This is a genomic window from Thiovibrio sp. JS02, assembly GCF_053485635.1.
This window is the reverse complement of record NZ_CM130715.1, coordinates 1,726,625-1,750,446: the sequence shown is the minus strand read 5'-3', so window position 1 is coordinate 1,750,446 and position 23,822 is coordinate 1,726,625. Positions and strand designations below refer to the sequence as shown.

The window sequence follows — 23,822 nt, the reverse complement described above, 5'->3', positions numbered from 1 at the left end:
GGGCGGCAGCGATGTAAAGCGGTTGGCGGCAGGTTCAGCCCGGGTTTTCCTCGGCCAGGCCATCGATCAGGCGGCGGTGCGGGGAGGGAAAGGCGAAGTCGGCAAGCTCGCCGGGCCTGACCCAGCGGGATTCCTGGGCCGCGCTGAGCACCGGCGCGCCGGCGTTGCCGGCAAGGGAGCAATAATAGCAGTGCAGGGTGATCCGGTATCTGGTGTAGCTGTGTTTGATAATGGTGATTTTTTCGGTCGCCCGGATGGCGAAGCCGGTTTCCTCCAGATACTCACGGGCCAGGGCCTCCTCCGGAGATTCCCCCTCTTCCAGGGCGCCGCCGGGAAATTCCCAGAGGTTGGGCCAGACATCGTCGGCCAGGCGCTTCTGGATAAAGATCCTGCCGCGGTGGATGAGCACGCCGGTGACCATGTGGATGGGAATGATTTCCCTGGCCTTGCCCGGCACCGGTCTTTTTTCGACCAGGCGCAGGCGGAAGGCCAGGCAATGGGGCCGGAGCGGGCATTCGCCGCATTTCGGCGCGCGGGGCCGGCAGATCAGGGCGCCGAGCTCCATGAGGCCCTGGTTGAACCAGCGCGCCTTGCCCCGGGGGATCAGGGCCTCGGCCAGCTGCCAGATGGAGGCCTGGATGTCTTTCTCCTTCACCGGGCGGTCGAGGTTGAAGAGCCGGGCGAAGAGGCGCTCCACGTTGGCGTCGACCAGGGGGTAGTGGCGGTTGAAGGCCAGACTCATGATCGCGCCGGCGGTGTAGCGGCCGATGCCCGGCAGCCGGAGGAGGGCGGCGTGATCCTCCGGCAGGCGGCCCCCGTGCTCGCGGTGGATGAGCGCCGCGGTTTTCAGGAGGTTGCGGGCCCGGGAGTAGTACCCCAGGCCCTCCCACAGGCGCAGGACCTCCTGCTCGTCGGCCGCGGCCAGGCTGGCGATATCGGGAAAGGTTTCGAGCCAGCGGCGGAAGTAGACGACCACCCGCTCCATCTGGGTTTGCTGGAGCATGATTTCCGAGAGCCAGATGTGGTAGGGAAGATACCGCCGCCGCCAGGGCAGGTCCCGGCCGTTTTCGGAAAACCAGGCAAGCAGCGCTTCCTGCAGGGCCGCGGCGGCCTCGGGCTGCATGTTATTCTTCCCTGAGCGGCGCCGGGGGCATCTCTTTCCCCTCGCTTGCCGCCACCAGCGGCTGCGTTCGCGGCCGGCGTTTCCACATCACCAGCAGGGATTCTCCCAGAACCATCGCCTGCAGGCAGAGAATGGCGGCGCTCAGCGCGGCCAGGAAAAGACTCTCCTTGGCGAGCAGATCGCCGATGTTGCCCAGCATGGCCCAGGAGGTGACGGTGACCATGAAGGCAAGGGGCGGAAAGGTGAACCAGAGCGGCCGCCGGCCATGGGCCAGATAGGCGGTTATGGCCAGGAGGGCGAGGCCGGCCAGCAATTGGTTGATGGCGCCGAAAATGGGCCAGAGCGCCATGGCGCCCTGGCCGTCGCCGGAATAGAAGGCCAGGGCCATGGCACTGCCGATGGCGATGGCGGTGGCAGGCCACCTTCCGCCAAGGGCGGGGAGATTGCCGGCCTCGGCAAGCTCGCTGACCACGTAGCGCTGGATGCGGGCGGCGCTGTCCAGGGTGGTGGCGGCAAAGGAGACGATGAAGACCCCCATGGTGGTGACCGCCAGGGCGCGGGGCAGGCCCAGGGCGCTGATCATGTTGGCCGCGCCCTCGATGAAGGCGGCGAGGTTGGCTCCGAGTCCCTGGGCGCTTGCCCAGGAGGCGTAGTGATTTTCATAGGCGGCAGGCCCGGTGAGGAGGACGCCGTTTTCCAGCACGCCCATGCCCAGGCCGGCGGTGCAGGCGATGATGACCAGGACGGCGAGGCCGCCTTCGACCAGCATGGAGCCGTAGCCGACAAACTGGGCGTCTGATTCCCGGTTGAGCTGTTTTGAGCTGGTGCCGGAGCTGACCACCGAATGGAAGCCGGAAACCGCGCCGCAGGCGATGATGACGAAGAGGAAGGGCCAGAGGGACGGCGCGCCGGCCGGCGAGGGGACATAGGCGGGCGCGGCCATGGGCGGCTGGGCGACGAGCAGGCCAAGGGCCAAGAGGCCCATGGCGATGAGGAGCTGGTGTGAATTGAGGTAATCGCGGGGCTGGAGGAGAAGATCCACCGGCAGGACGGAGGCTGCCGCCGCGTAGGCAAAGAGAATGAGCATCCAGATCAGCACCGGGTTCATGCCGAGGAGAGAGGGCATGGTGAGGGGCAGATGGCTGCCCAGCCAGACCGTCAGGTACATCAGGATGACCCCGGCGATGGAGAGGGGCAGGAGAAGATTGCCTTTCCGGCGGACCAGGACGCCGACGAGAAGGGCGATGGGCACCTCCAGCCAGATCGCCAGCACCGACTTGGGATACATGGTAAAGAGCAGGGCGATGATCAGGGCGAAAATGGCGATCACTATCCAGAGCTCAAGGAAAATCACGGCGAAAAAGAGATGGCGCACCCGGGGAGAAATGGTTTTGCCGATCACCTCGGCGATGGATTTCCCTTCATGGCGGATGGAAACGACCAGGCTGCCGAGATCGTGGACCGCGCCGATGACGATGGGCCCGAACAGCACCCAGAGCAGGGCGGGCAGCCAACCCCAGATCACGCCGATGGCCGGGCCGACAATGGGGCCGGTGCCGGCGATGGAGGTGAAATGGTGGCCGAAGAGCACGTCCTTGCCGGTGGGGATGAAGTCGACTCCATCCCGCAGGCGATGGGCCGGGGTCTGCCTGCCGTCATCGAGGCGGAATATTTTCCTGGCCAGATAGCGGCCGTAGGTATGGTAGGCGGCAAGATAGGCGACCAGGCAGCCTGTGGCCAAAAGCAGGGAGTTCACGGCCGGAATTCCTCGGGGCGGATTAGGGGAAAAGCGGGTTTCGGGCTCACTATAATCGGCGGGGCGGGATTGAGCAAGGCGCAAGAGGGGCGGCGGCGGGCTTAAAAGGGCTCATGCGCTATGTCGGGTTCATATTCTTCGGCGTAGTGCTTGCTCCGGAAAAACGCGCATTGCCGGCAGCGTTCCTCCTTTTGGCCGAAGGTGAAAAGGGGTTGGCCGGAGCCGATGGTGCCGGCCACCAGGGCGCAGTTTTTGCCGGAGCCGGGAAAGGCCGGGCAGCCTTTTTTCTGTTTTCCGCACTTGTGAAATTCCCAGCAATGCATGGGCTTGCCTCCTGCCGTCAAGGGTTTGCCCCGCATTCTTACCGGAAAGGGAAGAGATCGGCAATACGGGAAGATTACGGAGCCATGGGTGCTGACCGGCGCGGGCGCGGTTCAACGCATGGCGATGAGGTCGGCTCTGTCCTTGATTCCGCGCTGGTCGATGATGATCTCCACCCGGCGGTTTTTTTCCCGGTTCGCCTCGGAGGAATTGGGAACCCGCGGCTGCGTTGCGCCATAGCCCTTGAGGACAAAGCGGTCGTCGGGCAGCACCTTTCCCCTGAGCAGCTCGTGCATCACCGAATAGGCCCGGGCGCCGGCAAGCTCCCAGTTGGAGCGGAACATGCCGCCGCTGACGGGCAGATTGTCGGTATGGCCGGCAATGGTGATGTCGCCGGGGATCTCGACCAGGGCATCCCTGATTTTCCGGGCGGTGATCAGGAAAGCCGGGTGCAGGTCGGCGCGGCCGGGTTCAAAGGTGCCGTGCTGCAGAATCTGGATGATGATGAGCTGCTCGGAGACCACGACGTCGAGGATCCGCCGGTCTATCTCCCCGCTCAGGGCGGCCCTGAGCCGCTCGGCGTCCATGATGGTTTTTCTGAGCTTCGGTGTGAGGTCGGCCTCCTCGGCGCCGATGATCTCCTTGCCGCCGCCCTCCACCGGTACATAGATGATGTTCTTGCCGCCCAGGGCGCTGGTCATGGCCATGGCGACCTCCCGGAATTTGGCCAGATCGACCCGGGAGATGGTGAAGAGGAGAATAAAGAAACAGAGCAGCAGGGTCATCATGTCGGCAAAGGTGAGGATCCAGGCCGGGGACTTGCCATGCGCCTCTTCGCTGAAGGGGTTTTGCAGGTTCTGATAGTCGAATTCCAGACCGAAGAATTCGACCTCCTGCCCGGCATCGGCCGGAGTCGTCTCCGGGCCGGGACCGCTTTCCTGCATGGGGCCGCCGGCCGGCGTCTGCCCGTCGGCTGGCGCGGAGGTGGGCGGGGTGGGGGTCATGGGGCTGTCTCGTCCTGGGCGTTCAGGGCCGGCGGTTTGCCGGCTTCGGCGAACGGCCGGAACTGGCCGCCCGTCAGGATGTCGTTCTGCGGCATGTTCTCCCCGCAGCCGGATCTGGCCTTCCAGCGGCCGCCCACCCGCTGGGAACCGGGCAGGTAGGCGAGGAGTATTTCTTCGAGCACATAGGGGTGCAGCCCCTGCTGGATGCCGAGGACGCCATCGGCGATGAGCATCTTGATCAGGTGTTCTTCCTGGCTGCGCAGGAGCAGTTTGTCGGCGATGGGGGTGGCGAGCATGTGGGACATCACGGCGCCGTACAGGGTGGTGAGCAGGGCGACCGCCATGGCCGGGCCCACGTGATCCGGATTGTCCATGGCCGCCAGCATCTGCACCAGGCCGATGAGGGTGCCGATCATGCCCATGGCCGGACTGACGTCGGCCAGGGCCCGAAAGACCTTGGCGCCGGACTGATGGCGTTCCAGGGTGTGGAAGATCTCCTTGCTCAGGGTGTTCTTGATGATGGCGGGATTGATGTTGTCCACCACATACTTGACGCCCTGTCTCAGGAAGGGATGGGCGATGCCTTCGGTCTCCAGGGCGAGCAGGCCGTGAACCCGCGCCCGTTTCTGCAGGCCGATGATGGTGTCGATGATCTCATGCGGGCTTTCCTGCCGCATGAAAAAGGCGTGGAAGGCGATGAGCCAGGCCCGGCGGAACTGACGGCTGTTGAATTTGATCAGCACCACGAAGGTGCTGCCGACAAAGACCAGGAGAAAGGATTGCAGGTTCATGAAGATGGCGGCGGTGCTGCCGGCGTAAAGCACCGAGGCGACGACCGCGCCGGCGCCGAGAAGGCCAACAATGGTTGCGTAATCGGCAAAACGGGTGCTGCTGCTCTTCATGGCCAGCCCTTGTATGCTTGGTGGTTCTTGTCCCGCCCCTTCCGGGTCGGGTCGCTGGTTCGCGCGTGTCTGTGAGGCCGTCGGAACAGTGGCCGTCGACGGTCTTTCGTGTTTTATCGGCAGAGTCAAGGCAGGGCTTGAGCCCGGGCCGGAAGAAATTCTCCCGCCTCTCCGGCCGGAGGCCGGCAAAAAGGCGATGGACCTGGCTCCTTCAGCTTTCCCGGAGCAGGCGCAGCAGTTCGGCGGAGTTCACCGCCCGGATCACGTCGCTCCCTTCCAGCAGGCTTTCCGCCAGATCCCTTTTTTCCTGATGTAGCTGGACGATCTTTTCCTCGATGGTGTTTTTCGCCACCAGGCGGTAGATGGTGACCGGGTGCTGTTGGCCGATGCGGTGGGCCCGGTCCGAGGCCTGGTCTTCCACGGCCGGGTTCCACCAGGGATCCATGTGGATGACATAGTCGGCGGCGGTCAGGTTCAGGCCCAGGCCGCCGGCCTTGAGGCTGATGAGAAAGAGATCGCCCCTGCCCGCCTGAAACGCCTGCACCTGCTGCTGCCGGTCCCGGCTCGGCGTATTGCCGTCCATGTACTGGTAGGAAAAGCCTTCCCGGTCGAGATGGGCGCGGATCAGGGCGAGATGGTCGACAAACTGGCTGAAGACCAGGGCCTTGTGGCCGTTTTCCCGCAGTTCCGAGACCAGTTTGGCAAAGAGGGCCAGCTTGGCGCTGGGAATGTCGGTTTCCGGGACAATGAGGCGCGGGTTGCAGCAGGCCCTTCGCAGGCGCATGATCTCGGCCAGGATCTGGAGAGAGCGTTTGCCGGGCGGGCCGCCGCCGTGCTGGAGTTTTTCCAGGGCCTGCTGGCGCAGGGCGGCATAGAAGGCCGCCTCCTTTTCCTCCATTTCCACCTGGAGAAGAATCTCCGTGCGCGCCGGCAGCTCCTCCAGGACCTGTGCTTTGAGGCGGCGCAGGATAAAGGGGTTGATCAGCCGCTTCAGCCTTCGCTTGGCCTCGGGGTCGTTGTGTCGTTCGATGGGGATGGCGAAGCGTTGGCTGAACTGGTTCAGGGAGCCCAGCAGCCCCGGGTTGATGAACTGGAAGAGGGTCCAGAGTTCCGGGAGATGATTTTCAATGGGGGTGCCGGTGGTGAGCATCTTGAACTCCCCTTGCAGCTGCATGGCGGCCCGGGAGCGTTTGGTGATGAAGTTCTTGATGGCCTGCGCTTCGTCGAGGACGATGGTCTGCCAGTTCTGCGTGGCGAGCAGGGTGGTTTCCTGCTGGAGCAGACCGTAGCTTGCGATCATGAGGTCAAAGGGCTTGAGTTCGCTGACCAGCTCCTTGCGGTAGCGGCCGCCGAACATGATCACATTGAGGGTGGGCGCGAAGCGGTTCGCCTCCTCCTGCCAGTTGGGGCAGACCGAGGTGGGAGCCACCACCAGGGTCGGCCCCCGGCTGGCCCGGTCCAGGATCAGGGCCAGGGCCTGCACGGTCTTGCCGAGGCCCATGTCGTCCGCCAGGCAGGCGCCCACCCCCCAGCCGGCCAGACGGGCCAGCCACTGAAAGCCCACCAGCTGATAATCGCGGAGCTGGGCCTTGAAGGTGGAGGGAAGCAGTGGTTCGTATTCCTGGGCCTCGGCAAGGCGCCTTTCCTGTTCCCGCCAGCGCGCATCCACCTCAAGTCTGCCCACCCCGCTGGTGAAATCCTCCAGGGCCAGGGCGGCGAGCGGATGGAGGCGTATGCTGTTCTTGCGGAACTCGCTGAAGGCGGCGATCTCGTCAAGCCGTCTGCGCAGTTCCCGGGAGAGGGTGAGAAAGTGGCCGTGCCCCAGGGGGATGAAGCGGCTTGCGGTGGTCTGGGCAAGATCCAGGAGCTTGCGCATGTCCAGGACCAGGGAGTCGTCGAGTTTCAGGCTGCCGCTCATCTCGAACCAGTTGTTGTGCTCCCTGATGTTGAGCAGGATCTGGTTCAGCTCCGCCGGCGGGCTTACGGTGAGTTTTTCTCCCTCCGGCCACTCGATGAGCACGCTCTCCGGCAGGGCCTGCAGTTCGAGGAGGAGCTGCAGGCATTCCTCGGGATCCTGCAGGATCCATTCGCGTTCAAGGTCCGGGGCGGCGACGAGCATGGGGCATGATTCCTCGACAGAGCGGGCGTTTTCCTCTTCCAGGTTGAGATCGCGTTTCGTCTGCACCCGTTTGTCTTTGAGCTGGGCGATGATGGTTTTTGGCCCTTCCCCCGGTTTCTGGTAGGGGCCCTCCGGGTGCAGGGGTTTGACCAGCATGGCGAGCCGGAAGCCGGTGCCGTAGGGAAGAAGCTGCATGTGGATGCGGGAGTCCGCCGTTACCTCGTCAATGCCGGCGGATCTGCCGTCGATGGTGGAGTGCACGGTCATGAAGGAGGAGATGTTTCCCAGGGTGGCGAACAGCTCCTCCCTGCCGGTAACGGGTACGCGCAGGCCTTCGTCGCCGATGATCAGGGCGACCCGCCGGTGCTCCTCGCCGATGGGGTACACCTTGAACCGCACCGGCGTCTCCCGGATGATCGTGATCTCCTCCGGAGCCAGGGGAGGATAAAACCGCACATGGAGGGAATCCTCCTGCTGGTCCACCCGGAGTTCCGGCTCGCCCTTGAGGATTTCCACCGGTGTCCTGGGGGACTCGGCGAGAAAGACGTGGGGGTGGCCGATGAGGGCGTGCATGGCGCGGGTGGTGGCAAACTGGTAAAAAACCCCGCGGCTGTCCCGGAGTTCCTCTATGGTTTCGGATACCTGCACATCCTGCAGGCTTAAGAACGCGGGGCGTTTCTTCCGAAACAGCTTGCGCAGGGCGATGGCCCTTCCCTTGGTCCAGAGCTGTCTGGCCGAAAGCGATTGGACCTTGGGCAGGATGGCGATGTTCCGGGTCGTTTTCTCATGGGCAAGCAACCAGGCCAGGCGGTACTGCTGTTCCGCGCGCGTCTGGGCCTGGGCCGGGCCCGAGGTGAAATTGAGGGCCCGCAGCGCCCGCTGCCACTGCTCCTCCGGTTTGACCGCCGAGGCGAGGGATTCCGGCGCCGGTTCGGCGGCCTTGGTTTTTCCAGAGGCCAGGCCGAGAAGGGTTGCGTATTCCTCAGCCAGCCGGCAATAGCCGTGGCGGGCGGCTTTTTTCTGAAAAATCCTGAGTTGCGGCAGCAGTTGGTCGGCCGGTTTTCCTTCGATCCAGTAGGAGGCAAGGGCCCAGACCAGGATGGTGATGCTGTGCGGCCGGGAGAGTTGCCGGGCCGCGAGCAGGCGTTCCCGGGCCAGGTCGAGCCGGTTTTCCTTGGCGGCCACCACGGCAAGGAGCAGGGCGTAGGCCGGAAGAAAAGGGTTGTGCGGCTGCAGTGCCTCAACATCGGCAACCGCTTTCTTGATCGCGGCATGTCTCAGGTAACTGCCGTCCTTCAGCAGGGCCAGCAGGTAAAAAAATCCCTCTATGCCGGTGAAATAGGCCTGCTCGTTCTGGTTGCCCTTCCTGATCTGGGCAAGGTCCGTCTCATAGGATTCGATGGCCTGCCGGTTGTTTCCCGCCATGAATTCCCGCCAGCCCCGCAGGCCCAGGGGGGAACCGGATGCGGCCAGTGCGTCGAGATGGGCGCTGGCCAGGGCGTCATCGCCGCGGAGGAGCAGTTCGGAGATGAGCAGATAGTAAAAGGGGTCGCGCTGGCCCGCCGGCAGGGAGGCGAGAAATTCCTTGTCTTCAAGATAGGCCGTGGGCAGGCGTGGTTCCCCGAGCTGGAGGAGGCCGTTGATGAAGATCTGGTTCAAGGCATAAAACTGGATATGGAGGGGCAGGCGCTTGAACCAGGGGGCGGCAAAGGGGAGGCCGCAGAGTCTGAGCATGGGGTTTTCCGGGAAACGGCGGGGAAACTGCTCCTGCATCTCCAGCAGGCGGAGAAGATTTCGCGTATAGGCGGTTTCGTCGAGCAGATAGAGGGCAAGGCGCAGGTCGCGGATTGTCCGCTGCCACAGGGCATCCAGATCGGTATTTTCGTCGGGGCCCAGGGCGGGGAAGGCCTTTTTGCAGGCGGCGACGAGGGGGAGAAAGTATGCCTGCTCCATGGCCTGTCTGGCGACGACTTCCTGGAGGGCCGGCGGGACGAGAAGGTCTTTGCGCAGGAAATCATCGGCCAGCAGGCGGTTGAGGCTCTCCTCCAGGTCCGCCTTTTGCGCGGGACGGATGGCCTCCCGCATCTCGGGGCGGAGAAGAAAGGCCAGGAGCGCATCCCTGCTCTGCGGTTCACCGATGAGGGCGCAGGCATGGAGAACAAGACGGGACAAAGGCGGCAGGGGGTGAAGATCCTCTTCCCGCGGCAGCGCGTTTTTTTCCTGGAAAGTGGTCATGGGCGAAAGGAAAGTCCGGACGGCATCGGCAGGTCTGCCCCTTCGACGGCCTGGCCGGTGGTCCGGTCGGAACGCTCGGCGGGAAGCACGGACTGCGTCATGGGCAAAAGGCCCTTGCATTTTCCGCACCTGGAGGGTAGATGCTGTTTGCTGGCCGCCCCCCTGTTCCTGGTTCCGCGTCGCGGACGGGAAAGAATGACGCTGTTCATGGGAGGATGGTCTGCATGGGGTTCAGGGACAATGGGGAGGGTTGGCGGTGAAGATCCATTTTTTAGGGGTTGGCGAGGCCTGCGACCCGGTCTGTTTCAACACCTCGCTGCTGGTCGCGGCGAGGAGCGGGGCCAATACACATTATATCCTACTTGACTGCGGATTTACCACCCCCCATCGCTATTTTCTTGATTATCCCCTGGCGGATCAGCTCGACGCCCTCTGGATTTCCCATTTCCACGGGGATCACTTTTTCGGTCTGCCCTTGCTGCTTCTGCGTTTCTGGGAGATGGGGCGGACGAAACCGCTCCTGATGGTCGGGCCGGCCGGATTGCGGGAGAAGGTGGAGCTGGCCCTGGATCTCGCCTATCCCGCTTTCGGGTCAAGGCTTCAGTTTCCGTTGCAATACCTGACTGCGGCTCCTGATTTGCCGTCGTTTCCGGCGGCAGGATGCTCCTGGCGGTTCGCCCGCGTCGAGCACCCGCAGTCTGCCCTTGCCCTCCGGTTGAGCGCGGGCGGCAAGTCCCTCTACTACAGCGGCGATGGCAGGCCGACCCCGGAAAGCCTGAAGCTGGCCACTGGCTGCGATCTTGTCGTGCAGGAGGCGTACCGGGCGGAAGAGGAAACGCCCAACCATGGCAGTGTCGGGGCGAGCGTACGTTTCGCCGGGCGGGCCGGGGCGAAGATGCTGGCCCTGGTCCATGTCGCCCATCATGAGCGGGCGCGGGCAAAAGCCGGGATGGCGGAGCTTTCCGCCCATGATCCGGCCCTGACGATCCTGCTGCCCGAGCCGGGGGCGCGGCTGGAGCTGTGATGGGGCCTGGCCGGCCGCGAAAAAATGGCTCCTGCCGGAATCAAATGGCCTGGAAAAGGTCTTTGGCAACCAGTGGTCGGTCAAGGACGCTTTGGCCAACCTCCCGAATTCCCTGCCTCTTCCAGGCCCGGCGAAATCCGGCGACACATCCTCTGCCGCCGCTCCTTCCCCATTATCCGCTCGGCTTCGCCGTGAATGGGCTTGCTTCTTTTTTTGCCATGATTACAATGGAGATACTTTGGCGCGCCAACAAATTGAAAGACAAGGAGAAGATATGTACGGAAGCGAACAAAACAGAACCATGACCCTGGAGCAGTCCGGCAGCCAGGCCGCCACCCTTTTTCTGGCAAAGGTTTTCAACTGGATGGCCGTAGGTCTTGGCCTCACCGGCCTGAGCGCCTTTCTGGTGGTCAACACCCCTCTGCTTCAGCAGATCATCTTCGGCAACAAGTTTTTCTTTTACGGCCTGATCTTCGGCGAGCTGGGGCTGGTGTTTTATCTCTCCGCCCGCGTTGAGCGGATGAGCGCCAGGGCGGCGACCAATCTCTTTCTGCTGTATTCGCTGCTGAACGGCCTGACCCTTTCCGCCATCCTCCTCCTCTATACAGGCACCTCGGTGGCCGCAACCTTTTTCGTGGCGGGCGGCATGTTCGTGTCCGTGGCGGTTTACGGAACCGTGACCAAAAAGGATCTGACCGGCATGGGTTCCTTTCTTTTCATGGGGCTCATCGGCATGATCATCGCCTCGGTGGTCAACCTTTTCCTTGGCAGCGCCATGGTTTCCTGGGTCGTTTCCGGAATCGGCGTCATCGTCTTCACCGGCCTTGCCGCCTATGACGTGCAGAAGATTCTGCGGATCGGCTCTGGCGGCATCATGCAAAGCGGCCAGGCGGCAATCCAGAAGGGGGCGATCATGGGGGCGCTCGCCCTCTATCTTGATTTCGTGAACCTCTTCATTCACCTCCTGCGCTTTTTGGGCGATCGGCGCTGAACAGGCGTCAGCCAGACTGTTTCCAATAAAAAATCCGGCCGGAACCGTTGTTCCGCGCCGGATTTTTTATTGGAAACCCGAGGGGGTCAGCGCAGCGACGGGGCGGCCGATTTTTTCTCGCCGTACTGCTGCAGATATTTGTCCTGGAGCAGGATCAACTTTGTCTCGTAGTCGTCACGGCCGGCGAGGTTGCCGGCGGTTTTCATGTCCGTGAGCAGCGAATCGATGGAGGGTCTGATATCGAGGCCGTGCCGGTTCAGGGAGGCGTCGTTGGCCCGGTCGAGGATGAGGATGGAATAATATTTCACCAGCAGCCGCAGCCGTGATTCGCGGCGAAAGAGGTAGGACTGGCCGCCCAGGGTGTGAAGGAAAAAGCCGGCATACTCATAGAGGGCCGGCAGGGGCAATCTGATGAGGATGGTGGTCGTGTCGCATTTCGGGGCAAGCTCGGTCCAGCGGTAAAAGGTCGCCAGGTTCGCTTCCAGGGAGTCGCTCTCTTTTTCCAGGATCTCCTTGAGCAGGAAGAAGTCGTCCTTGCGGAGGGTGCGGTAGAAGTGGGCGGTGTTGTTGAGGATGGAGTAGAGGCTGTCCGTTTCCCCGCTGATCACCGGCGGCGTGGCGAGGAGTTTTTCCGCCACTTTGCTGAAATGGGCGTGGCTGCCATCTTTCAGTTTGCGGGCGGCAATGTAATCCCGCCCGTCCAGGGAGGTAAAGATGGCGTTGATTTCGGCACTGATCAGCTCGCAGGGATCTTTGGGCTTTTCCGCGGTGGGCGTGGCAACAACCGGGGCGGCCTGGCCCGGGGCGGATGCCATCTCCGGGATCGAAGGCGCGCTTTCGGAAACAGCGGGCGGCGGAGCTTGCTCGGCAACTTCAATGACAGGGCCCCGGGTCGGAGTCTGAAAGAAATACCACCCCGCGAGAAGGCCCAGGCCGACAAGCACCGCTATGCCGATGATCAGGGGGAGGGAGGTTTTTTCCTTGACCGCGCGTTTTTCTGGTTGGCTCATTTTGTCGTATCCATGGGTTATTTTGCGGAAAAACAGACGTAAAGACAACTCAGTCTAGCGTGCCTAACCGCGAAGGTCAAATGAAAAGAGGAGGGGCGCCCGGGCTTACTGCATGAAAACGCTCGGAATTTACGATGTTCCCGGTCATGAGGTGAGGCTGCGGTAAATCTCCGGAATCCGGTTGGGCAGTTTTTTCACGTCGTTGATAAAGATGTAATTCACCTCTCCGTACATGTGGGCGATGTAATCGTGGGCCTGCCTGTCGATGGTGATGCAGAAGGGGTGGATGCCCCGCGCCTTCGCCTCGATCAGGGCGTGGCGGGTGTCCTCGATGGCGTAATCCCCTTTGTAATCGTCATAGTCTTCCGGCTTGCCGTCGGAAAGGGTGATGAGCAGCCGGATCTTCGCCTCGCTTTCCGCGAGAATCCCGCTGAGGTGGCGGATGGGAGGTCCCATGCGCGTGTATTCCTGGGGGCTGATCGCGGCGATCCGGCCCTTGACCTCATCGTTGTAAGGTTCGTTGAGATGTTTGATGTGGAAGAGTTCGGCGCGGGTCCGGCGCATGCCGGAAAAGCCGTAAATGCCGTAAGCGTCGCCGAGGGCGCCCAGGGCCTCGCAAAGCAGGACCAGGGATTCCTTGATGGCGGTGCTGACCCAGCCTTCGGTGGAGGAGGACATGTCGATGAGGAAAAGGGCGGCAATGCTCCGTTGTTCGCGGGCGAGCCTGATGAAGAGATTTTCCGAGGGCGGCAGGCCGGCTTTGAGGTCGGCCAGGGATTCGGTGAGGGCGTCCAGATCGATGTCGTCCCCTTCCTTCTGTCTTTTCATGAAACGTTCCTGGGTGCGCATCATCTCGAACTGGCGCCTGAGCCTTAAGAGATGGCCTTTGTATTTGGCCAGGGTGGCGCCGATGAAGGTTCCCCTGGTCGGCGGGATGTCCTTGAGCCGCAGGGAGCACCAGTTCTTGCGAAAATCCATGCGCCGGTAGTCCCACTCGTCGTAAACGTTGACGCCGCTCAAGGCCTCGCCCCCCGGCCCGGGCGGAGGGGCGCCCCTGGCAATGGCCCGGCCGCTCAAATTCATGGCGCTGCTGATATACTGGGACGGGATGTGGCCTAGATCGTCCATGATCTCCCGGGCGAGCTGCCGCAGGTCTTTGGGCAGGGGAAGCGGCAGGTCGTCGACGGTGATGAAGGTGCCGGTTTCCTGTTCGGAAACCGGCGTGATTCCGGGCTCTTTTTTTTGCTGCTCCGGGGGGATGAGGAGGGCCTGGGCCTGATCCGCGGCAAGCTTCGGCATCCTTGCCTCGCTCCTCTCGCCCTCCTCATGGCCGGTTTCCCTGCTTGCCGCCGCCACCAGCGGCGCCAGAGCCCTGATGAACTTCGCCTTTGCCTCCTCCCGCCTTTTCCGCCGTACGGCCTGCACCTCGTTTAACCGCAACACGCCCTGGAAGGGAAGGGCGGGCAGGCGGTCTTCCCCGTCAATGCAGTGGTCATAGGTTTCGGCCAGAAAGCGGAGGGAATCCGCGGCGCTCTCCGCCGCGGCCATTGCCTCCCGGTCCGGGGCGAGAATGCGGTTTTGCAGGCCGTCGATGCGGCTGTCCGCGTTTCCGGGAAGCGCCTCTCTCAGCAGGGCCAGGAGGGGAAGGCACTGGCGCATGAGGCCGGGCAGCATGTCGCGGAGAAAGGCGGCGGCCCGGGCGGTTTCGGACAGATGGTAGAGCCGGGCCGCGGTTTCCGGCCGGGGAAAGAGTTGGAAAAAGTCGGAAAGCCAGGGCCCGGCGGCGACGATCCGTCTCCGGTGGCGCTGCTTCAGGGCGGTGACGATGGGGGAATCGTCGGCAAGGGTTGCCCGAAAGGTGCCGAGGCGGGCAAAGGCCCACTGAAAGGAGATGGTGAGCTTGTAGAGAAGGAAATTGTCCCTCTGTTTCGGGAAAAGGTTTATTTCGGGAGGGAGGATGATTTTTTCGGTGTCGGTATAGACCTCCGCCCCGGAAACCAGTTCGACCGGGTGGCCGAAAAGGCCGCAGGCATAAGGGGTGAGGCTTTTTGCCGCCGTCGGGAAACGGGCCGCGGACTCGCCGCGGAGCCGGCAGAGAAAATTGTCTTCCACGTTTTCGAGCAGGCGTTGCGCGGCAAGCAGACCGCCATCCTCGTAGGCGGCGAGAACGGCCTTCACCCACTCGGCAAGCTGGGCCGGTTCCAGGCAACGCAGGCCGTTTTCCACCCGGTGCAGGAAGTTGCCGCAGAGGGCGTGACTCACCGGCCAGATGACCTTGACCTGGCGGAGGGTCTCGGCAAGATGCGCTTCCGGCAGGGCAAGGAGCGGTTCGAGCAGTTCCTCGATTTCCCAGTCGCTGAGAATGTCCGGAAACACTGCCTCGGCAAAACGTTTTTTGAGATCGGTCCTGGGCAAGGGTGGCAACCGTTTTTAAAAGAGGGAGCTGACCATTTCCTCGATGGCGGCCAGCATCTCGTGGTCGTCGGTGAGGGTTTCCGTAATGGTGGCCCGGCAGGCGGTGCGTTCGTCGATGCCGCTTTTGATCAGTTTGCCCGCATGGATCAAAAGCCGGGTGCTGGCCCCTTCCTGAAGGCCGGAGTCCTTGAGGCTCCTGGTCATGCCGGCCAGGCGCACCAGTCGTTCCGCGCTTTCCTGGTCAAGACCGGATTCCTCCTTGACGATGGCGGCTTCCAGGTCGCTGGGCGGATACCTGAATTCCAGGGAGACAAAGCGTTGTCGGGTGGACTGCTTCAGGTCCTTGAGCACACTCTGGTACCCGGGGTTGTAGGAGATGGCCATCATGAACTCCGGCGGCGCGGTCAGGAGTTCGCCAAGCTTTTCGATGGGCAGCTCCCGCCGGTCGTCGGCAAGGGGGTGGATCACCACGGTGGTGTCCTTGCGGGCCTCGACGATTTCGTCGAGATAACAGATGGCGCCGTTCCGCACCGCCTTGGTGAGGGGGCCGTCGGCCCAGACCGCCTCCCCGCCCTTGATGAGATAGCGGCCGACCAGATCGCTGGTGGAAAGATCGTCATGGCAGGAGACCGTGATCAGGGGCCGCCGCAGTTCCCAGGCCAGCCGTTGCATGAAACGGGTTTTTCCGCAGCCGGTCGGCCCTTTCAGTAAAATGGGCAGGCCGTTGCGGTAGGCCGCCCGGGCGATGGCAAGCTCTTCTCCCTGTTCGAGGTAAAAAGGCTTTTCGACGATGAGATGCTCTTCGATCTTCAGTTCTTTTCCGCGCATTATTGCCTCCTTGCTCTGCAAAAATACAGTAAGGCGCGATGGGCCCCGAGGCAAACGGAAATTTCCGGGCCGGCGAAAATACCTTGCCGCCGGCTAGGGAGTAAGGATAATGAGGGATAAAGGAGTTGCCCATGAGTCAAACCGCCCGGCAAATGATCCTGAACCTGCTTTCCGCGCAAGGGCCGTTGTCCGCCAAGGAAATTTCTGGTTTAATACGGATCGGCGAAAAAGAGGTGTATGCGCATCTTGCCCATATCCGGAGGTCGCTGCAGCACGGCAGGGAAAGGTTGACGGTGATCCCTGCCCGCTGCAGGGATTGCGGTTTCAAGTTTATCAAGCGGCAGCGGCTCGTGAAGCCGGGCCACTGCCCGCGTTGCAAGGGAACCTATATCGAGGAGCCGCTCTTTCGGGTGGAATAGTCAGTGGGGCGGGTTTTCCGGGCCTGGTCTCCCGCGATTGCCAAGGAGTTTGGTGAGGTGCTATGGCGAAGGACGTTGTGAAGAAAAAGAAATGGTATGAGAAATATCTGCCTTTTGTCGCCCGCAGTCCGGAAATGCAGATACGCTGGCTTGAGGCCGCGTTCAGGAAAGGAACCCTGACCGCCCAGGAGGTCACCCCCTATATCAATCTGCTCATGGAGCCGGAGGGGGACGGCCATCTGGAAAGTATCCGCAGCCGGCTGATGACCCTTGACGCGATCATCATCGACAGGATGCTCGCCGCCGCGGACATCTACGATACGCCGAAGCTTTTCAGGCTCCTTGCCGCTCCGACCCTCCAGCAGGCGGTCATCGCCATAACCAAGGCCCCGCCGCCCTATGAAAAGGCGCCGCAGTTGGTCATCGACAAGGTCTTCCAGGCTGTCTACGACTGTTCGGAGGCGCTTCTGGCCGAGGCCGCGGCAAAGGTCTACGCGGATCCGTTGCGGCCTGGGCATTTCAGGGATGCCTATGAGCGGTTCAAGGAGATCAAGGAGGATGAAAAGCTGCTCAGCGCCCTCTATCCGAAGGCGGTCGTGCAATGAGGGTGACGATCGTGCCGGCAGCGCGGATAAAAAAAAGCCCCGCCTGGTAAAGACGGGGCTTCGGCTTTTTTTTAGGCGGGGAAGAGGATTACTTTTTCTTGCCCTTGGCGGCGGCGCGCTTGGATGCCTTCAGCGGGTTGATCTTGATGGTGGAGGTCGCGATTTCCGGCTTGACGTGGGTGGCGAAATTGCAGATGCCCAGGCGCCACTTTGCCTGCGGAACAGTGTAGGCGGTGCAATATTTAGCCGACTCCACCTGAATGGTGCGTTCGCAGCCCTCGCATTTTTCGTCAATTTGCTGGAACTCGCCGCTGCTATATTTCGTCATGGGATCTTGTGCTGCCTTGGCCATTTTCAACCTCCTTATACAATCTCATGCCAGGAGCCTTGCGCATGCATGAGTGCCGTTATTGGTTTTTCGCCTCCGGCCATTCCGATGAACTGCGGGCCGAATGAGCATAGCAGAGAAGCAGTTTATTTAAATGATTCACCCCCTGGTGTCAATAAAAAAAGAGGAGGCCGCATCCTGCCCGGGTGCGGCGCCCGGCGGGCAGGGGATGAAAAAAAACAGCCGGATGATTTTTAAAGAGAAATAACGCTATCTATCTATTGTTTTTAGGAAAATCTTGATATATAAGTAAAAAGGTATTGATTCAATTCAGAAAATGAGGTGAGGGGCTATGCCGTTTTATGTCTGGAAGGGAGTAAATTCCTACGGGGAAAAGCGCAAGGGCAAGATCGAGATGCCCAACGAAGCCATGGCGCTCTCCTATCTGAAGAAGATGAGAATCACCCCCTCCTTGGTCAAGGAAGCGCCCAAGGACATGTTTGAGAATATCGATTTTTTCAAACCCAAGGTGACCGGCAAGGATGTGGTCATCTTCACCCGGCAGCTTTCCACCATGATCGACGCCGGCCTGCCCCTGGTGCAGAGCCTTGAGATCCTCGGCGAGCAGATGGAGAACCCGACCTTTAAAAAGGTCATGCGCGAGATCCGCACCGATGTCGAAACCGGCACCACCTTTGCCGACGCCATGAAGAAGCATGTCACGGTCTTTGACAATCTCTACTGCAACATGGTGGAGGCGGGCGAGGTCGGCGGTATTCTCGACACCATCCTGAACCGTCTCGCCACCTTCATGGAAAAGAACATGGCGCTCAAGAAAAAGGTCAAGGGCGCCATGACCTACCCCATCATCTGCATCTGCATCTCCTTCGTGGTCCTGGCGGTCATGCTCATCTTCGTCGTGCCGGTCTTTCAATCCATGTTCAAGGATTTCGGTTCCGCCCTGCCGGCGCCCACCCAGATGGTGGTGAACATGAGCGAATTCGTGAAGGGGAATTTTCATTACATGGTCGGCGCGATCTTTGCCGTGATTTATGCGATCAAGAAGATCTACAAGACCGAAAAGGGGCGCATGCAGATCGACCGCCTGCTCTTGCAGCTGCCCATCGTCGGCACCCTGCTCCGCCGGGTGGCGGTGGCCAAGTTCACCAGGACCCTGGGCACCATGCTGCAGAGCGGCGTACCCATCCTGGAATCCCTCAATGTCGTGGCGCGCACCGCCGGCAACAAGGTGATCGAGCAGGCGGTCTTCCGGGTGACGGACAGCATCAGCGAAGGCCGGGCCATTGCCGAACCCCTTGAGGAAACCGGAGTTTTCCCCGGCATGGTGGTGCAGATGATCAATGTCGGCGAGTCCACCGGCGCCCTTGATGTCATGCTCACCAAGATCGCCGACTTTTACGACGAGGAGGTGGATCAGGCCGTGGAGAATCTGACCGCGGCCATCGAGCCTCTGATGATGGTCTTTCTGGGCGGCATGATCGGCGGTCTGGTCGTGGCCATGTATCTGCCGATCTTCAGTATGGCCGGCGCGGTTGGTGGCTGAAGGCAACCTATTTCATTCAAAAGTGTTTTTCTTGAATTTAAACTGATGTGGAGGCGTAGATGGGAGAGATAATTGGTGTTTTGGGGCGGGAAGTGCTGGATTCCAGGGGCAATCCCACGGTCGAGGTCGAAGTGTTTCTGGATTCCGGGGTCATGGGGCGCGCCCTGGTGCCCTCCGGCGCCTCCACCGGCACCCGTGAAGCCCTGGAGCTGCGCGATACCAAGAAGAAGCGGTATCTGGGCAAGGGCGTATTGCAGGCGGTGGCCAATGTCAACGAGAAGATCGGACCGGGCATCGTCGGCCTGGAATCCACCCAGCAGGTGATCATCGACCATGCCATGCTGTTGCTTGACGGCACCGAGAACAAGAAAAGCCTTGGCGCCAATGCCATTCTCGGGGTTTCCATGGCCGTGGCCCGGGCCTCGGCCGAGGAAGTCGGCCTGCCGCTCTACAGCTACCTGGGCGGCGTCAACGGCAAGGTGCTGCCGGTGCCGATGATGAATGTCTTGAACGGCGGCGCCCATGCCGACAACAATGTCGACATCCAGGAGTTCATGGTCATGCCCGCCGGCGCCACTTCCTTTTCCGAAGCGCTCCGCATGGGGGTGGAAACCTTTCATAGCCTGAAGGCGGTTTTGAAAAAGGCCGGCCATCAGACCGCGGTGGGCGACGAGGGCGGTTTCGCCCCCAACCTGCGTTCCAACGAAGAGGCCATGGATTCGCTGCTTGAGGCCATCGTCAAGGCCGGTTACAAGCCGGGCAAGGATATCCACATCGCCGTGGACGTCGCCGCCAGCGAGCTCTATGACGCCAAAAAGAAATGCTATGTGCTCGCGGCGGAAAAGAAGCCAAACAAGTCCGCCGATGAACTGATCGCCTTTTATGAGAACTGGGTGAAGAAATACCCCCTGGTTTCCATCGAGGACGGCCTTGCCGAAGGCGACTGGGCCGGCTGGAAGAAGCTGACCAAGAAGCTGGGCAACAAGGTGCAGCTGGTTGCCGACGATGTCTTTGTCACCAACACCAGGATCCTGGCCAAGGGCATCAAGGAGGACGTGGCCAACTCCATCCTGATCAAACTGAATCAGATCGGTACGGTGACCGAAACCATCGACGCCGTGGAGATGGCGCACCGGGCCGGCTACACCTCGGTTATTTCCCACCGTTCCGGCGAAACCGAGGATACCACCATCGCCGACCTCAGCGTTGCCTTGAACACCGGTCAGATCAAAACCGGGGCACCTTCCCGCACCGACCGGGTCGCCAAGTACAACCAATTGCTGCGCATCGAGGATGAGCTGGGAGCGGCCGCCAGGTATGCGGGTAAGGCGGCCCTTAAATATATCTCTTGACAATTATTGGATATTTGGACAAGGTTATCACCTTATTAGAATAGAAAGGAGGGTGCCCCATGACCCTGACAAAAGCGGATCTGGTCCAGAAGGTTTATCAGAATCATAACTTCACCAAGGCGCAGGCCGCGGAAACCGTCGAAGCCTTCCTGCGCATTGCCAAGGATTGTCTGCGCAACGGCGAGGATTTGTTGATCAGCGGCTTCGGCAAGTTCAACGTGAAGGAAAAAAACGCCAGGCGGGGCCGTAACCCCCAGACCGGCGATGAGTTGATTCTCGACGCGCGCAAGGTGGTCACCTTTAAGCCGTCAGGGATACTCCGTTCCAGGATCAACGGAGAGTAACGGCGGCGCCAAGGCGCTTCGTACATGCAAGAGATGCTGCCTTAAGTGTCTTGAGACGGGTTGTTTTTCCTTGACAAGAGGAGACAACCCGTCTTTTTTTTCCTTGGTTTGCCGTGACGGGGGGGGCTCCCCGGCGGCAAAAGGTTTTCCGGGAGGGTTGTATGGTCGGAGAGAAGAAAAAACTTGTCGAGCTGGCCGCCATGGTCGGCGGCGAACTTGCCGGCGATCCGGAACTGCTGATTTCCGGGGTCGCCGATCTTGACGGTGCTGGGCCCGGCGATATCTCCTTTGTCGTGGACGCAAAGCGGGCCGCGGCTCTGGCCGGCTGCGCCGCTGCCGCCCTCATCGTCCCCCTTGCCGTCAAGGACGTGCCGCTGCCCGCCATCCGGGTGAAAAATCCCTATCTTGCCGTGGCCCGGCTCCACACCTTTTTTCTTGAGGAGCCCTTTGTCGCCGCCGGCATTGATGGCCGGGCCGTTGTCGGCCGCGATTGCGAGATCAGCGAGGAGGTATCCATCGGCCCTCTGGTCGCCATCGGCAACCGGGTCCGGATCGGCCGGCGGGTGATCATCCAGCCCGGCGCGGTTCTCTACGACGATGTGGTGATCGGCGACGATGTGGTGCTGCATGCCAATGTGACGATCTATAATAAATGCCTCATCGGCAACAGGGTCATCATCCACGCCGGCGCGGTCATCGGCAGCGACGGCTTCGGCTACGCCACCGACGAGCGGGGCCGCCATCTGAAACGGCCGCAGGTGGGGATAGTGCAGATCGACGACGATGTGGAAATCGGCGCCAACACCACCATCGACCGGGCCACCTTCGGAAGAACCCGGGTCAAGCAGGGCACCAAGATCGACAACCTCGTCCAGCTCGGCCACAACGTGGTGATCGGCGAGGGCTCTTTTCTGGTCGCGCAGGTCGGCATCGCCGGCAGCACCACCACCGGCAACGGCGTGGTGATGGGCGGTCAGGTGGGGATAGGCGGGCATGTTCATCTCGGCGACCGGGTGATGGTCGCGGCCAAGTCCGGGGTGCACAACGATCTGGAGCCCGGCACCGTTGTCGCGGGGATTCCGGCGATTCCCCATAAAACCTGGTTGCGCGCCAGCGCCGCCTATGCAAAACTGCCGGAACTGGTGAAGGAGATCCGGGAACTGAAAAAGAGGGTGGCGGCGCTGAGCCGGCACCCGGAGGAAGAGCCTTCCGGCGACAAGGGCTGAGAAGAGGGCCGACGGACCTGGGCGGACCCGGCCTGCCGGCGCTGCCTGAACAATGAGCGAGGAGAACCCATGAGTTCGGAACTGAAGCAACTTGATATTCTCGAGATTTTAAAGATCCTGCCCCACCGCTATCCCTTTCTCATGGTGGACCGCATCACCGGCATCACCCCCGGCGAGTCCATCAACGGCTACAAGAACGTGACCATGAACGAGAATTTTTTCCAGGGGCATTTCCCCGGGCAGCCGGTGATGCCGGGGGTGCTGATCCTGGAAGGCATGGCGCAGGTCGGGGCGATCCTGGCCTATCTCACCGATCCCGAGGCGGTGGCGAACAAGCTGGTCTATTTCGCCGGCATCGACGAGGTGAAGTTCCGGCAGCGGGTGGTGCCCGGCGACCAGCTCCATTATGAGCTCACCGTGACCAAGCGCAAGACGAGGTTCTGGAAGATGGGCGGCAAGGCCTTTGTCGACGGCAAGCTTGTCTGCGAGGCCGAGCTGATGGCCACCTTCGGTTGAAAATCCGCGGTCATGCCGAAAGCTGATCCGTTGTTCCCCTGAAAAAAAATCAACAAAGCGAATATCCCATGAACATACATCCTACTGCAGTCGTGGACCCTGGCGCGACGGTGCATCCATCCACCACGGTCGGCCCCTATGCCGTCATCGAAAAGGGGGTGGTGATCGGCGCGGACTGCGTTATCTGCCCCCACGCGGTGGTGACCGGCCATACCACCATCGGCGAGCGCAACACCATCGGCTCCTTTACCAACATCGGCGGCCCGCCCCAGGATCTGAAGTACCATAACGAAGATACCCGCCTTGTCGTCGGCGACGACAACCAGATCCGCGAATATGTCTCCATCCATCGCGGCACCCCGGGCGGCCACGGGGTCACCACCGTGGGCAGCGGCAACCTGCTCATGGCCTATACCCACATCGCCCATGACTGCATCGTGGCCAACCACGTGATCATGGCGAACGCCGCCACCCTGGGCGGCCATGTCGAGATCGGGGAAAGGGTGATCATCGGCGGGCTCACCGCCGTGCATCAGTTCACCCGCATCGGCGACTACGCATACATCGGCGGCATGTCCGGGGTGAGCAAGGACGTGCCGCCCTACGTGATCATGGCCGGGATCAGGAACCAGATGCGGGTGACCGGCATCAACCGCATCGGCCTCAGACGGGCAGGGTTTGACGCCGAGACCATCAAGAAGCTGATGCAGGCCTACCGGATCATCTTCCGGACCCCGGAGTTGCTGCTCCAGGAAGCGTTGAGCAAGGCCCTGGACGAGATCCCGGATTGCGAGCCGGTCGCCAAGCTGGTGAACTTTTTCAAGACCTCGAACCGCAGCGTCGTCCGCATGGCCGGTGATGACGACGAAGAGTAGCATCGGAATCATCGCCGGCGGCGGTCAGTTTCCGAAGTTGTTCGCCGAGGCCGCGAAAAAGGCGGGACGCCTGGTGGTGATCGTCGCCCATCAGGGTGAGTCCTGGCCGGAGCTTGAGGAGATCGCCGATCGTTTCTGCTGGGTCAAGCTGGGCCAGCTGGGCAGGATCATCTCCTTTTTCAGGGAGCATGGGGTTTCCGAAACGGTTTTTCTGGGCACCATCACCAAGACACGGATCTTCAAGGATGTCTGGCCGGATTTCAAGGGGCTCACCCTTTGGAACAAAATCGACGTTCGCCAGGACGACGCGATCCTGCGGGCCGTGGCCGCGGCGCTTGAAAAAGAGGGGATCAGGGTTTTGCCCTCGACCCTCTATCTTGCGGAGCTGCTCTTTCCGAAGGGAATTTTGAGCAGAAGGAAGCCTTCCGCCGAGCAGGTGGAGGACATCCGTTTCGGCTGGCGCACCGCCCGCGCCATCGGCGCCCTTGATATCGGCCAGTGCGTGGTGGTCCGCGATCGGACCGTCCTGGCCGTCGAGGCCATCGAGGGCACCGACGCGGCCATTGCCCGGGGCGGCGGCCTGGGCAAGGAAAAGACCGTGGTGGTCAAGCTGAAGAAGCCCAAGCAGGATTTCCGTTTCGACCTGCCGGCCATCGGCGTGAAAACCATCGAGACCATGGCCGGGGTCAAAGCGGCGGTGCTGGCCGTGGAAACCGGGCAGGCCCTGCTCTTTGACCGTGAGGCCGTGTTGGCAAAGGCGGATCAGGCGGGCATCGTCGTGATCGGGGTGGAAGAGCAGCCCGACGGCACGCTTTCCTTCTAGGCTTGCCGCTGTTCTCTTTTCAGGGAGTCTTTCCTGGCCGGA

At 61.6% G+C, this 23,822-nt stretch carries 22 protein-coding genes; 12 read left to right on the top strand and 10 right to left on the bottom strand.

The annotated features are described in order from the left end of the window. Positions 1-34: 34 nt before the first annotated feature. The 6 genes from mutY to ACUUL3_RS08095 form a co-directional block, all read right to left on the bottom strand. A complete protein-coding gene (gene mutY / locus ACUUL3_RS08120; protein WP_448556242.1) occupies positions 35-1,123 on the bottom strand; it encodes an A/G-specific adenine glycosylase in 1,089 nt (362 codons plus the stop codon). Between the two features lies 1 nt (position 1,124). After that, positions 1,125-2,879 carry a carbon starvation CstA family protein gene (locus tag ACUUL3_RS08115; protein WP_448556240.1) on the bottom strand — a complete coding sequence of 585 codons (1,755 nt, stop codon included), beginning with the start codon at positions 2,877-2,879 and terminating at the stop codon, positions 1,125-1,127. 101 nt (positions 2,880-2,980) lie between these two features. Continuing rightward, positions 2,981-3,202 carry a two-CW domain-containing protein gene (locus tag ACUUL3_RS08110; RefSeq protein WP_448556239.1) on the bottom strand — a complete coding sequence of 74 codons (222 nt, stop codon included), beginning with the start codon at positions 3,200-3,202 and terminating at the stop codon, positions 2,981-2,983. Between the two features lie 111 nt (positions 3,203-3,313). After that, positions 3,314-4,204, bottom strand: a complete 891-nt coding sequence (locus tag ACUUL3_RS08105; protein ID WP_448556237.1) for a flagellar motor protein MotB — start codon at positions 4,202-4,204, stop codon at positions 3,314-3,316. Beyond that, a complete protein-coding gene (locus ACUUL3_RS08100; protein ID WP_448556235.1) occupies positions 4,201-5,106 on the bottom strand; it encodes a MotA/TolQ/ExbB proton channel family protein in 906 nt (301 codons plus the stop codon). Before ACUUL3_RS08100 ends, ACUUL3_RS08105 begins: the two co-directional genes overlap by 4 nt. Before the next feature lie 211 nt (positions 5,107-5,317). Then, positions 5,318-9,460, bottom strand: coding sequence for a DEAD/DEAH box helicase (locus ACUUL3_RS08095; protein WP_448556233.1), 4,143 nt, complete (start codon positions 9,458-9,460; stop codon positions 5,318-5,320). Positions 9,461-9,716: 256 nt separating this feature from the next. Between ACUUL3_RS08095 and ACUUL3_RS08090 the strand changes: the two genes are divergently transcribed. After that, positions 9,717-10,484, top strand: a complete 768-nt coding sequence (locus tag ACUUL3_RS08090) for an MBL fold metallo-hydrolase (protein ID WP_448556231.1) — start codon at positions 9,717-9,719, stop codon at positions 10,482-10,484. Between the two features lie 274 nt (positions 10,485-10,758). Continuing rightward, positions 10,759-11,475: a Bax inhibitor-1/YccA family protein gene (locus ACUUL3_RS08085; protein WP_448556230.1), complete on the top strand. Its 717-nt coding sequence runs from the start codon at positions 10,759-10,761 to the stop codon at positions 11,473-11,475. An 86-nt stretch (positions 11,476-11,561) separates the two neighbouring features. Here the strand turns inward: ACUUL3_RS08085 and ACUUL3_RS08080 are convergent, their stop codons facing one another. The 3 genes from ACUUL3_RS08080 to ACUUL3_RS08070 form a co-directional block, all read right to left on the bottom strand. Beyond that, positions 11,562-12,485, bottom strand: coding sequence for a hypothetical protein (locus ACUUL3_RS08080; protein WP_448556229.1), 924 nt, complete (start codon positions 12,483-12,485; stop codon positions 11,562-11,564). A gap of 144 nt (positions 12,486-12,629) precedes the next feature. Then, entirely contained in the window at positions 12,630-14,900 is a 2,271-nt protein-coding gene (locus ACUUL3_RS08075) for a VWA domain-containing protein (protein WP_448556227.1), read from the bottom strand. A 15-nt stretch (positions 14,901-14,915) separates the two neighbouring features. Then, positions 14,916-15,728 (bottom strand): AAA family ATPase, encoded by an 813-nt coding sequence (locus ACUUL3_RS08070; RefSeq protein ID WP_448556225.1) that lies wholly within the window; start codon positions 15,726-15,728, stop codon positions 14,916-14,918. A 131-nt stretch (positions 15,729-15,859) separates the two neighbouring features. Between ACUUL3_RS08070 and ACUUL3_RS08065 the strand changes: the two genes are divergently transcribed. Both ACUUL3_RS08065 and ACUUL3_RS08060 read left to right on the top strand, forming a co-directional pair. Continuing rightward, entirely contained in the window at positions 15,860-16,147 is a 288-nt protein-coding gene (locus ACUUL3_RS08065) for a transcriptional regulator (protein ID WP_448556223.1), read from the top strand. Positions 16,148-16,209: 62 nt separating this feature from the next. After that, positions 16,210-16,752, top strand: coding sequence for a hypothetical protein (locus tag ACUUL3_RS08060; protein WP_448556221.1), 543 nt, complete (start codon positions 16,210-16,212; stop codon positions 16,750-16,752). Positions 16,753-16,840: 88 nt separating this feature from the next. On the opposite strand, the gene ACUUL3_RS08055 is transcribed toward ACUUL3_RS08060, so the two are convergent. Continuing rightward, positions 16,841-17,104 carry a PxxKW family cysteine-rich protein gene (locus ACUUL3_RS08055; protein WP_448556219.1) on the bottom strand — a complete coding sequence of 88 codons (264 nt, stop codon included), beginning with the start codon at positions 17,102-17,104 and terminating at the stop codon, positions 16,841-16,843. A gap of 45 nt (positions 17,105-17,149) precedes the next feature. Here ACUUL3_RS08055 and ACUUL3_RS08050 point away from each other — a divergent pair, with 45 nt between their 5' ends. From ACUUL3_RS08050 to ACUUL3_RS08015, 8 genes are all read left to right on the top strand, one after another. After that, entirely contained in the window at positions 17,150-17,338 is a 189-nt protein-coding gene (locus tag ACUUL3_RS08050; protein WP_448556218.1) for a hypothetical protein, read from the top strand. 94 nt (positions 17,339-17,432) lie between these two features. Then, positions 17,433-18,644, top strand: a complete 1,212-nt coding sequence (locus tag ACUUL3_RS08045; RefSeq protein ID WP_448556216.1) for a type II secretion system F family protein — start codon at positions 17,433-17,435, stop codon at positions 18,642-18,644. A gap of 59 nt (positions 18,645-18,703) precedes the next feature. Continuing rightward, complete coding sequence (eno, locus tag ACUUL3_RS08040) at positions 18,704-19,996, top strand: phosphopyruvate hydratase (protein ID WP_448556214.1); 1,293 nt, start codon at positions 18,704-18,706, stop codon at positions 19,994-19,996. Between the two features lie 59 nt (positions 19,997-20,055). Continuing rightward, positions 20,056-20,340, top strand: coding sequence for an integration host factor subunit alpha (locus ACUUL3_RS08035; RefSeq protein WP_448556212.1), 285 nt, complete (start codon positions 20,056-20,058; stop codon positions 20,338-20,340). 161 nt (positions 20,341-20,501) lie between these two features. Next, positions 20,502-21,566, top strand: coding sequence for a UDP-3-O-(3-hydroxymyristoyl)glucosamine N-acyltransferase (lpxD, locus tag ACUUL3_RS08030; RefSeq protein WP_448556210.1), 1,065 nt, complete (start codon positions 20,502-20,504; stop codon positions 21,564-21,566). Between the two features lie 69 nt (positions 21,567-21,635). Next, entirely contained in the window at positions 21,636-22,082 is a 447-nt protein-coding gene (fabZ, locus tag ACUUL3_RS08025; protein ID WP_448556208.1) for a 3-hydroxyacyl-ACP dehydratase FabZ, read from the top strand. Between the two features lie 68 nt (positions 22,083-22,150). Continuing rightward, positions 22,151-22,957, top strand: coding sequence for an acyl-ACP--UDP-N-acetylglucosamine O-acyltransferase (gene lpxA / locus ACUUL3_RS08020; protein WP_448556206.1), 807 nt, complete (start codon positions 22,151-22,153; stop codon positions 22,955-22,957). Beyond that, the gene (locus tag ACUUL3_RS08015; protein WP_448556205.1) at positions 22,941-23,780 is read left to right on the top strand and encodes an LpxI family protein; all 840 of its coding nucleotides are present in this window, start codon (positions 22,941-22,943) and stop codon (positions 23,778-23,780) included. Before lpxA ends, ACUUL3_RS08015 begins: the two co-directional genes overlap by 17 nt. Positions 23,781-23,822: the final 42 nt, after the last annotated feature.

Excerpts from the sequence above, each read along its gene's own strand:
- ACUUL3_RS08045 (WP_448556216.1), top strand. The coding sequence starts at position 17,433 with ATGCCGTTTTATGTCTGGAAGGGAGTAAATTCCTACGGGGAAAAGCGC.
- ACUUL3_RS08050 (WP_448556218.1), top strand. The coding sequence starts at position 17,150 with ATGAGTGCCGTTATTGGTTTTTCGCCTCCGGCCATTCCGATGAACTGC.
- ACUUL3_RS08100 (WP_448556235.1), bottom strand. The coding sequence starts at position 5,106 with ATGAAGAGCAGCAGCACCCGTTTTGCCGATTACGCAACCATTGTTGGC.
- ACUUL3_RS08105 (WP_448556237.1), bottom strand. The coding sequence starts at position 4,204 with ATGACCCCCACCCCGCCCACCTCCGCGCCAGCCGACGGGCAGACGCCG.
- ACUUL3_RS08085 (WP_448556230.1), top strand. The coding sequence starts at position 10,759 with ATGTACGGAAGCGAACAAAACAGAACCATGACCCTGGAGCAGTCCGGC.
- ACUUL3_RS08095 (WP_448556233.1), bottom strand. The coding sequence starts at position 9,460 with ATGACCACTTTCCAGGAAAAAAACGCGCTGCCGCGGGAAGAGGATCTT.
- lpxA (WP_448556206.1), top strand. The coding sequence starts at position 22,151 with ATGAACATACATCCTACTGCAGTCGTGGACCCTGGCGCGACGGTGCAT.
- ACUUL3_RS08065 (WP_448556223.1), top strand. The coding sequence starts at position 15,860 with ATGAGTCAAACCGCCCGGCAAATGATCCTGAACCTGCTTTCCGCGCAA.
- lpxD (WP_448556210.1), top strand. The coding sequence starts at position 20,502 with ATGGTCGGAGAGAAGAAAAAACTTGTCGAGCTGGCCGCCATGGTCGGC.
- eno (WP_448556214.1), top strand. The coding sequence starts at position 18,704 with ATGGGAGAGATAATTGGTGTTTTGGGGCGGGAAGTGCTGGATTCCAGG.
- mutY (WP_448556242.1), bottom strand. The coding sequence starts at position 1,123 with ATGCAGCCCGAGGCCGCCGCGGCCCTGCAGGAAGCGCTGCTTGCCTGG.
- ACUUL3_RS08080 (WP_448556229.1), bottom strand. The coding sequence starts at position 12,485 with ATGAGCCAACCAGAAAAACGCGCGGTCAAGGAAAAAACCTCCCTCCCC.
- ACUUL3_RS08060 (WP_448556221.1), top strand. The coding sequence starts at position 16,210 with ATGGCGAAGGACGTTGTGAAGAAAAAGAAATGGTATGAGAAATATCTG.
- fabZ (WP_448556208.1), top strand. The coding sequence starts at position 21,636 with ATGAGTTCGGAACTGAAGCAACTTGATATTCTCGAGATTTTAAAGATC.
- ACUUL3_RS08055 (WP_448556219.1), bottom strand. The coding sequence starts at position 17,104 with ATGGCCAAGGCAGCACAAGATCCCATGACGAAATATAGCAGCGGCGAG.
- ACUUL3_RS08015 (WP_448556205.1), top strand. The coding sequence starts at position 22,941 with ATGACGACGAAGAGTAGCATCGGAATCATCGCCGGCGGCGGTCAGTTT.
- ACUUL3_RS08035 (WP_448556212.1), top strand. The coding sequence starts at position 20,056 with ATGACCCTGACAAAAGCGGATCTGGTCCAGAAGGTTTATCAGAATCAT.
- ACUUL3_RS08110 (WP_448556239.1), bottom strand. The coding sequence starts at position 3,202 with ATGCATTGCTGGGAATTTCACAAGTGCGGAAAACAGAAAAAAGGCTGC.
- ACUUL3_RS08070 (WP_448556225.1), bottom strand. The coding sequence starts at position 15,728 with ATGCGCGGAAAAGAACTGAAGATCGAAGAGCATCTCATCGTCGAAAAG.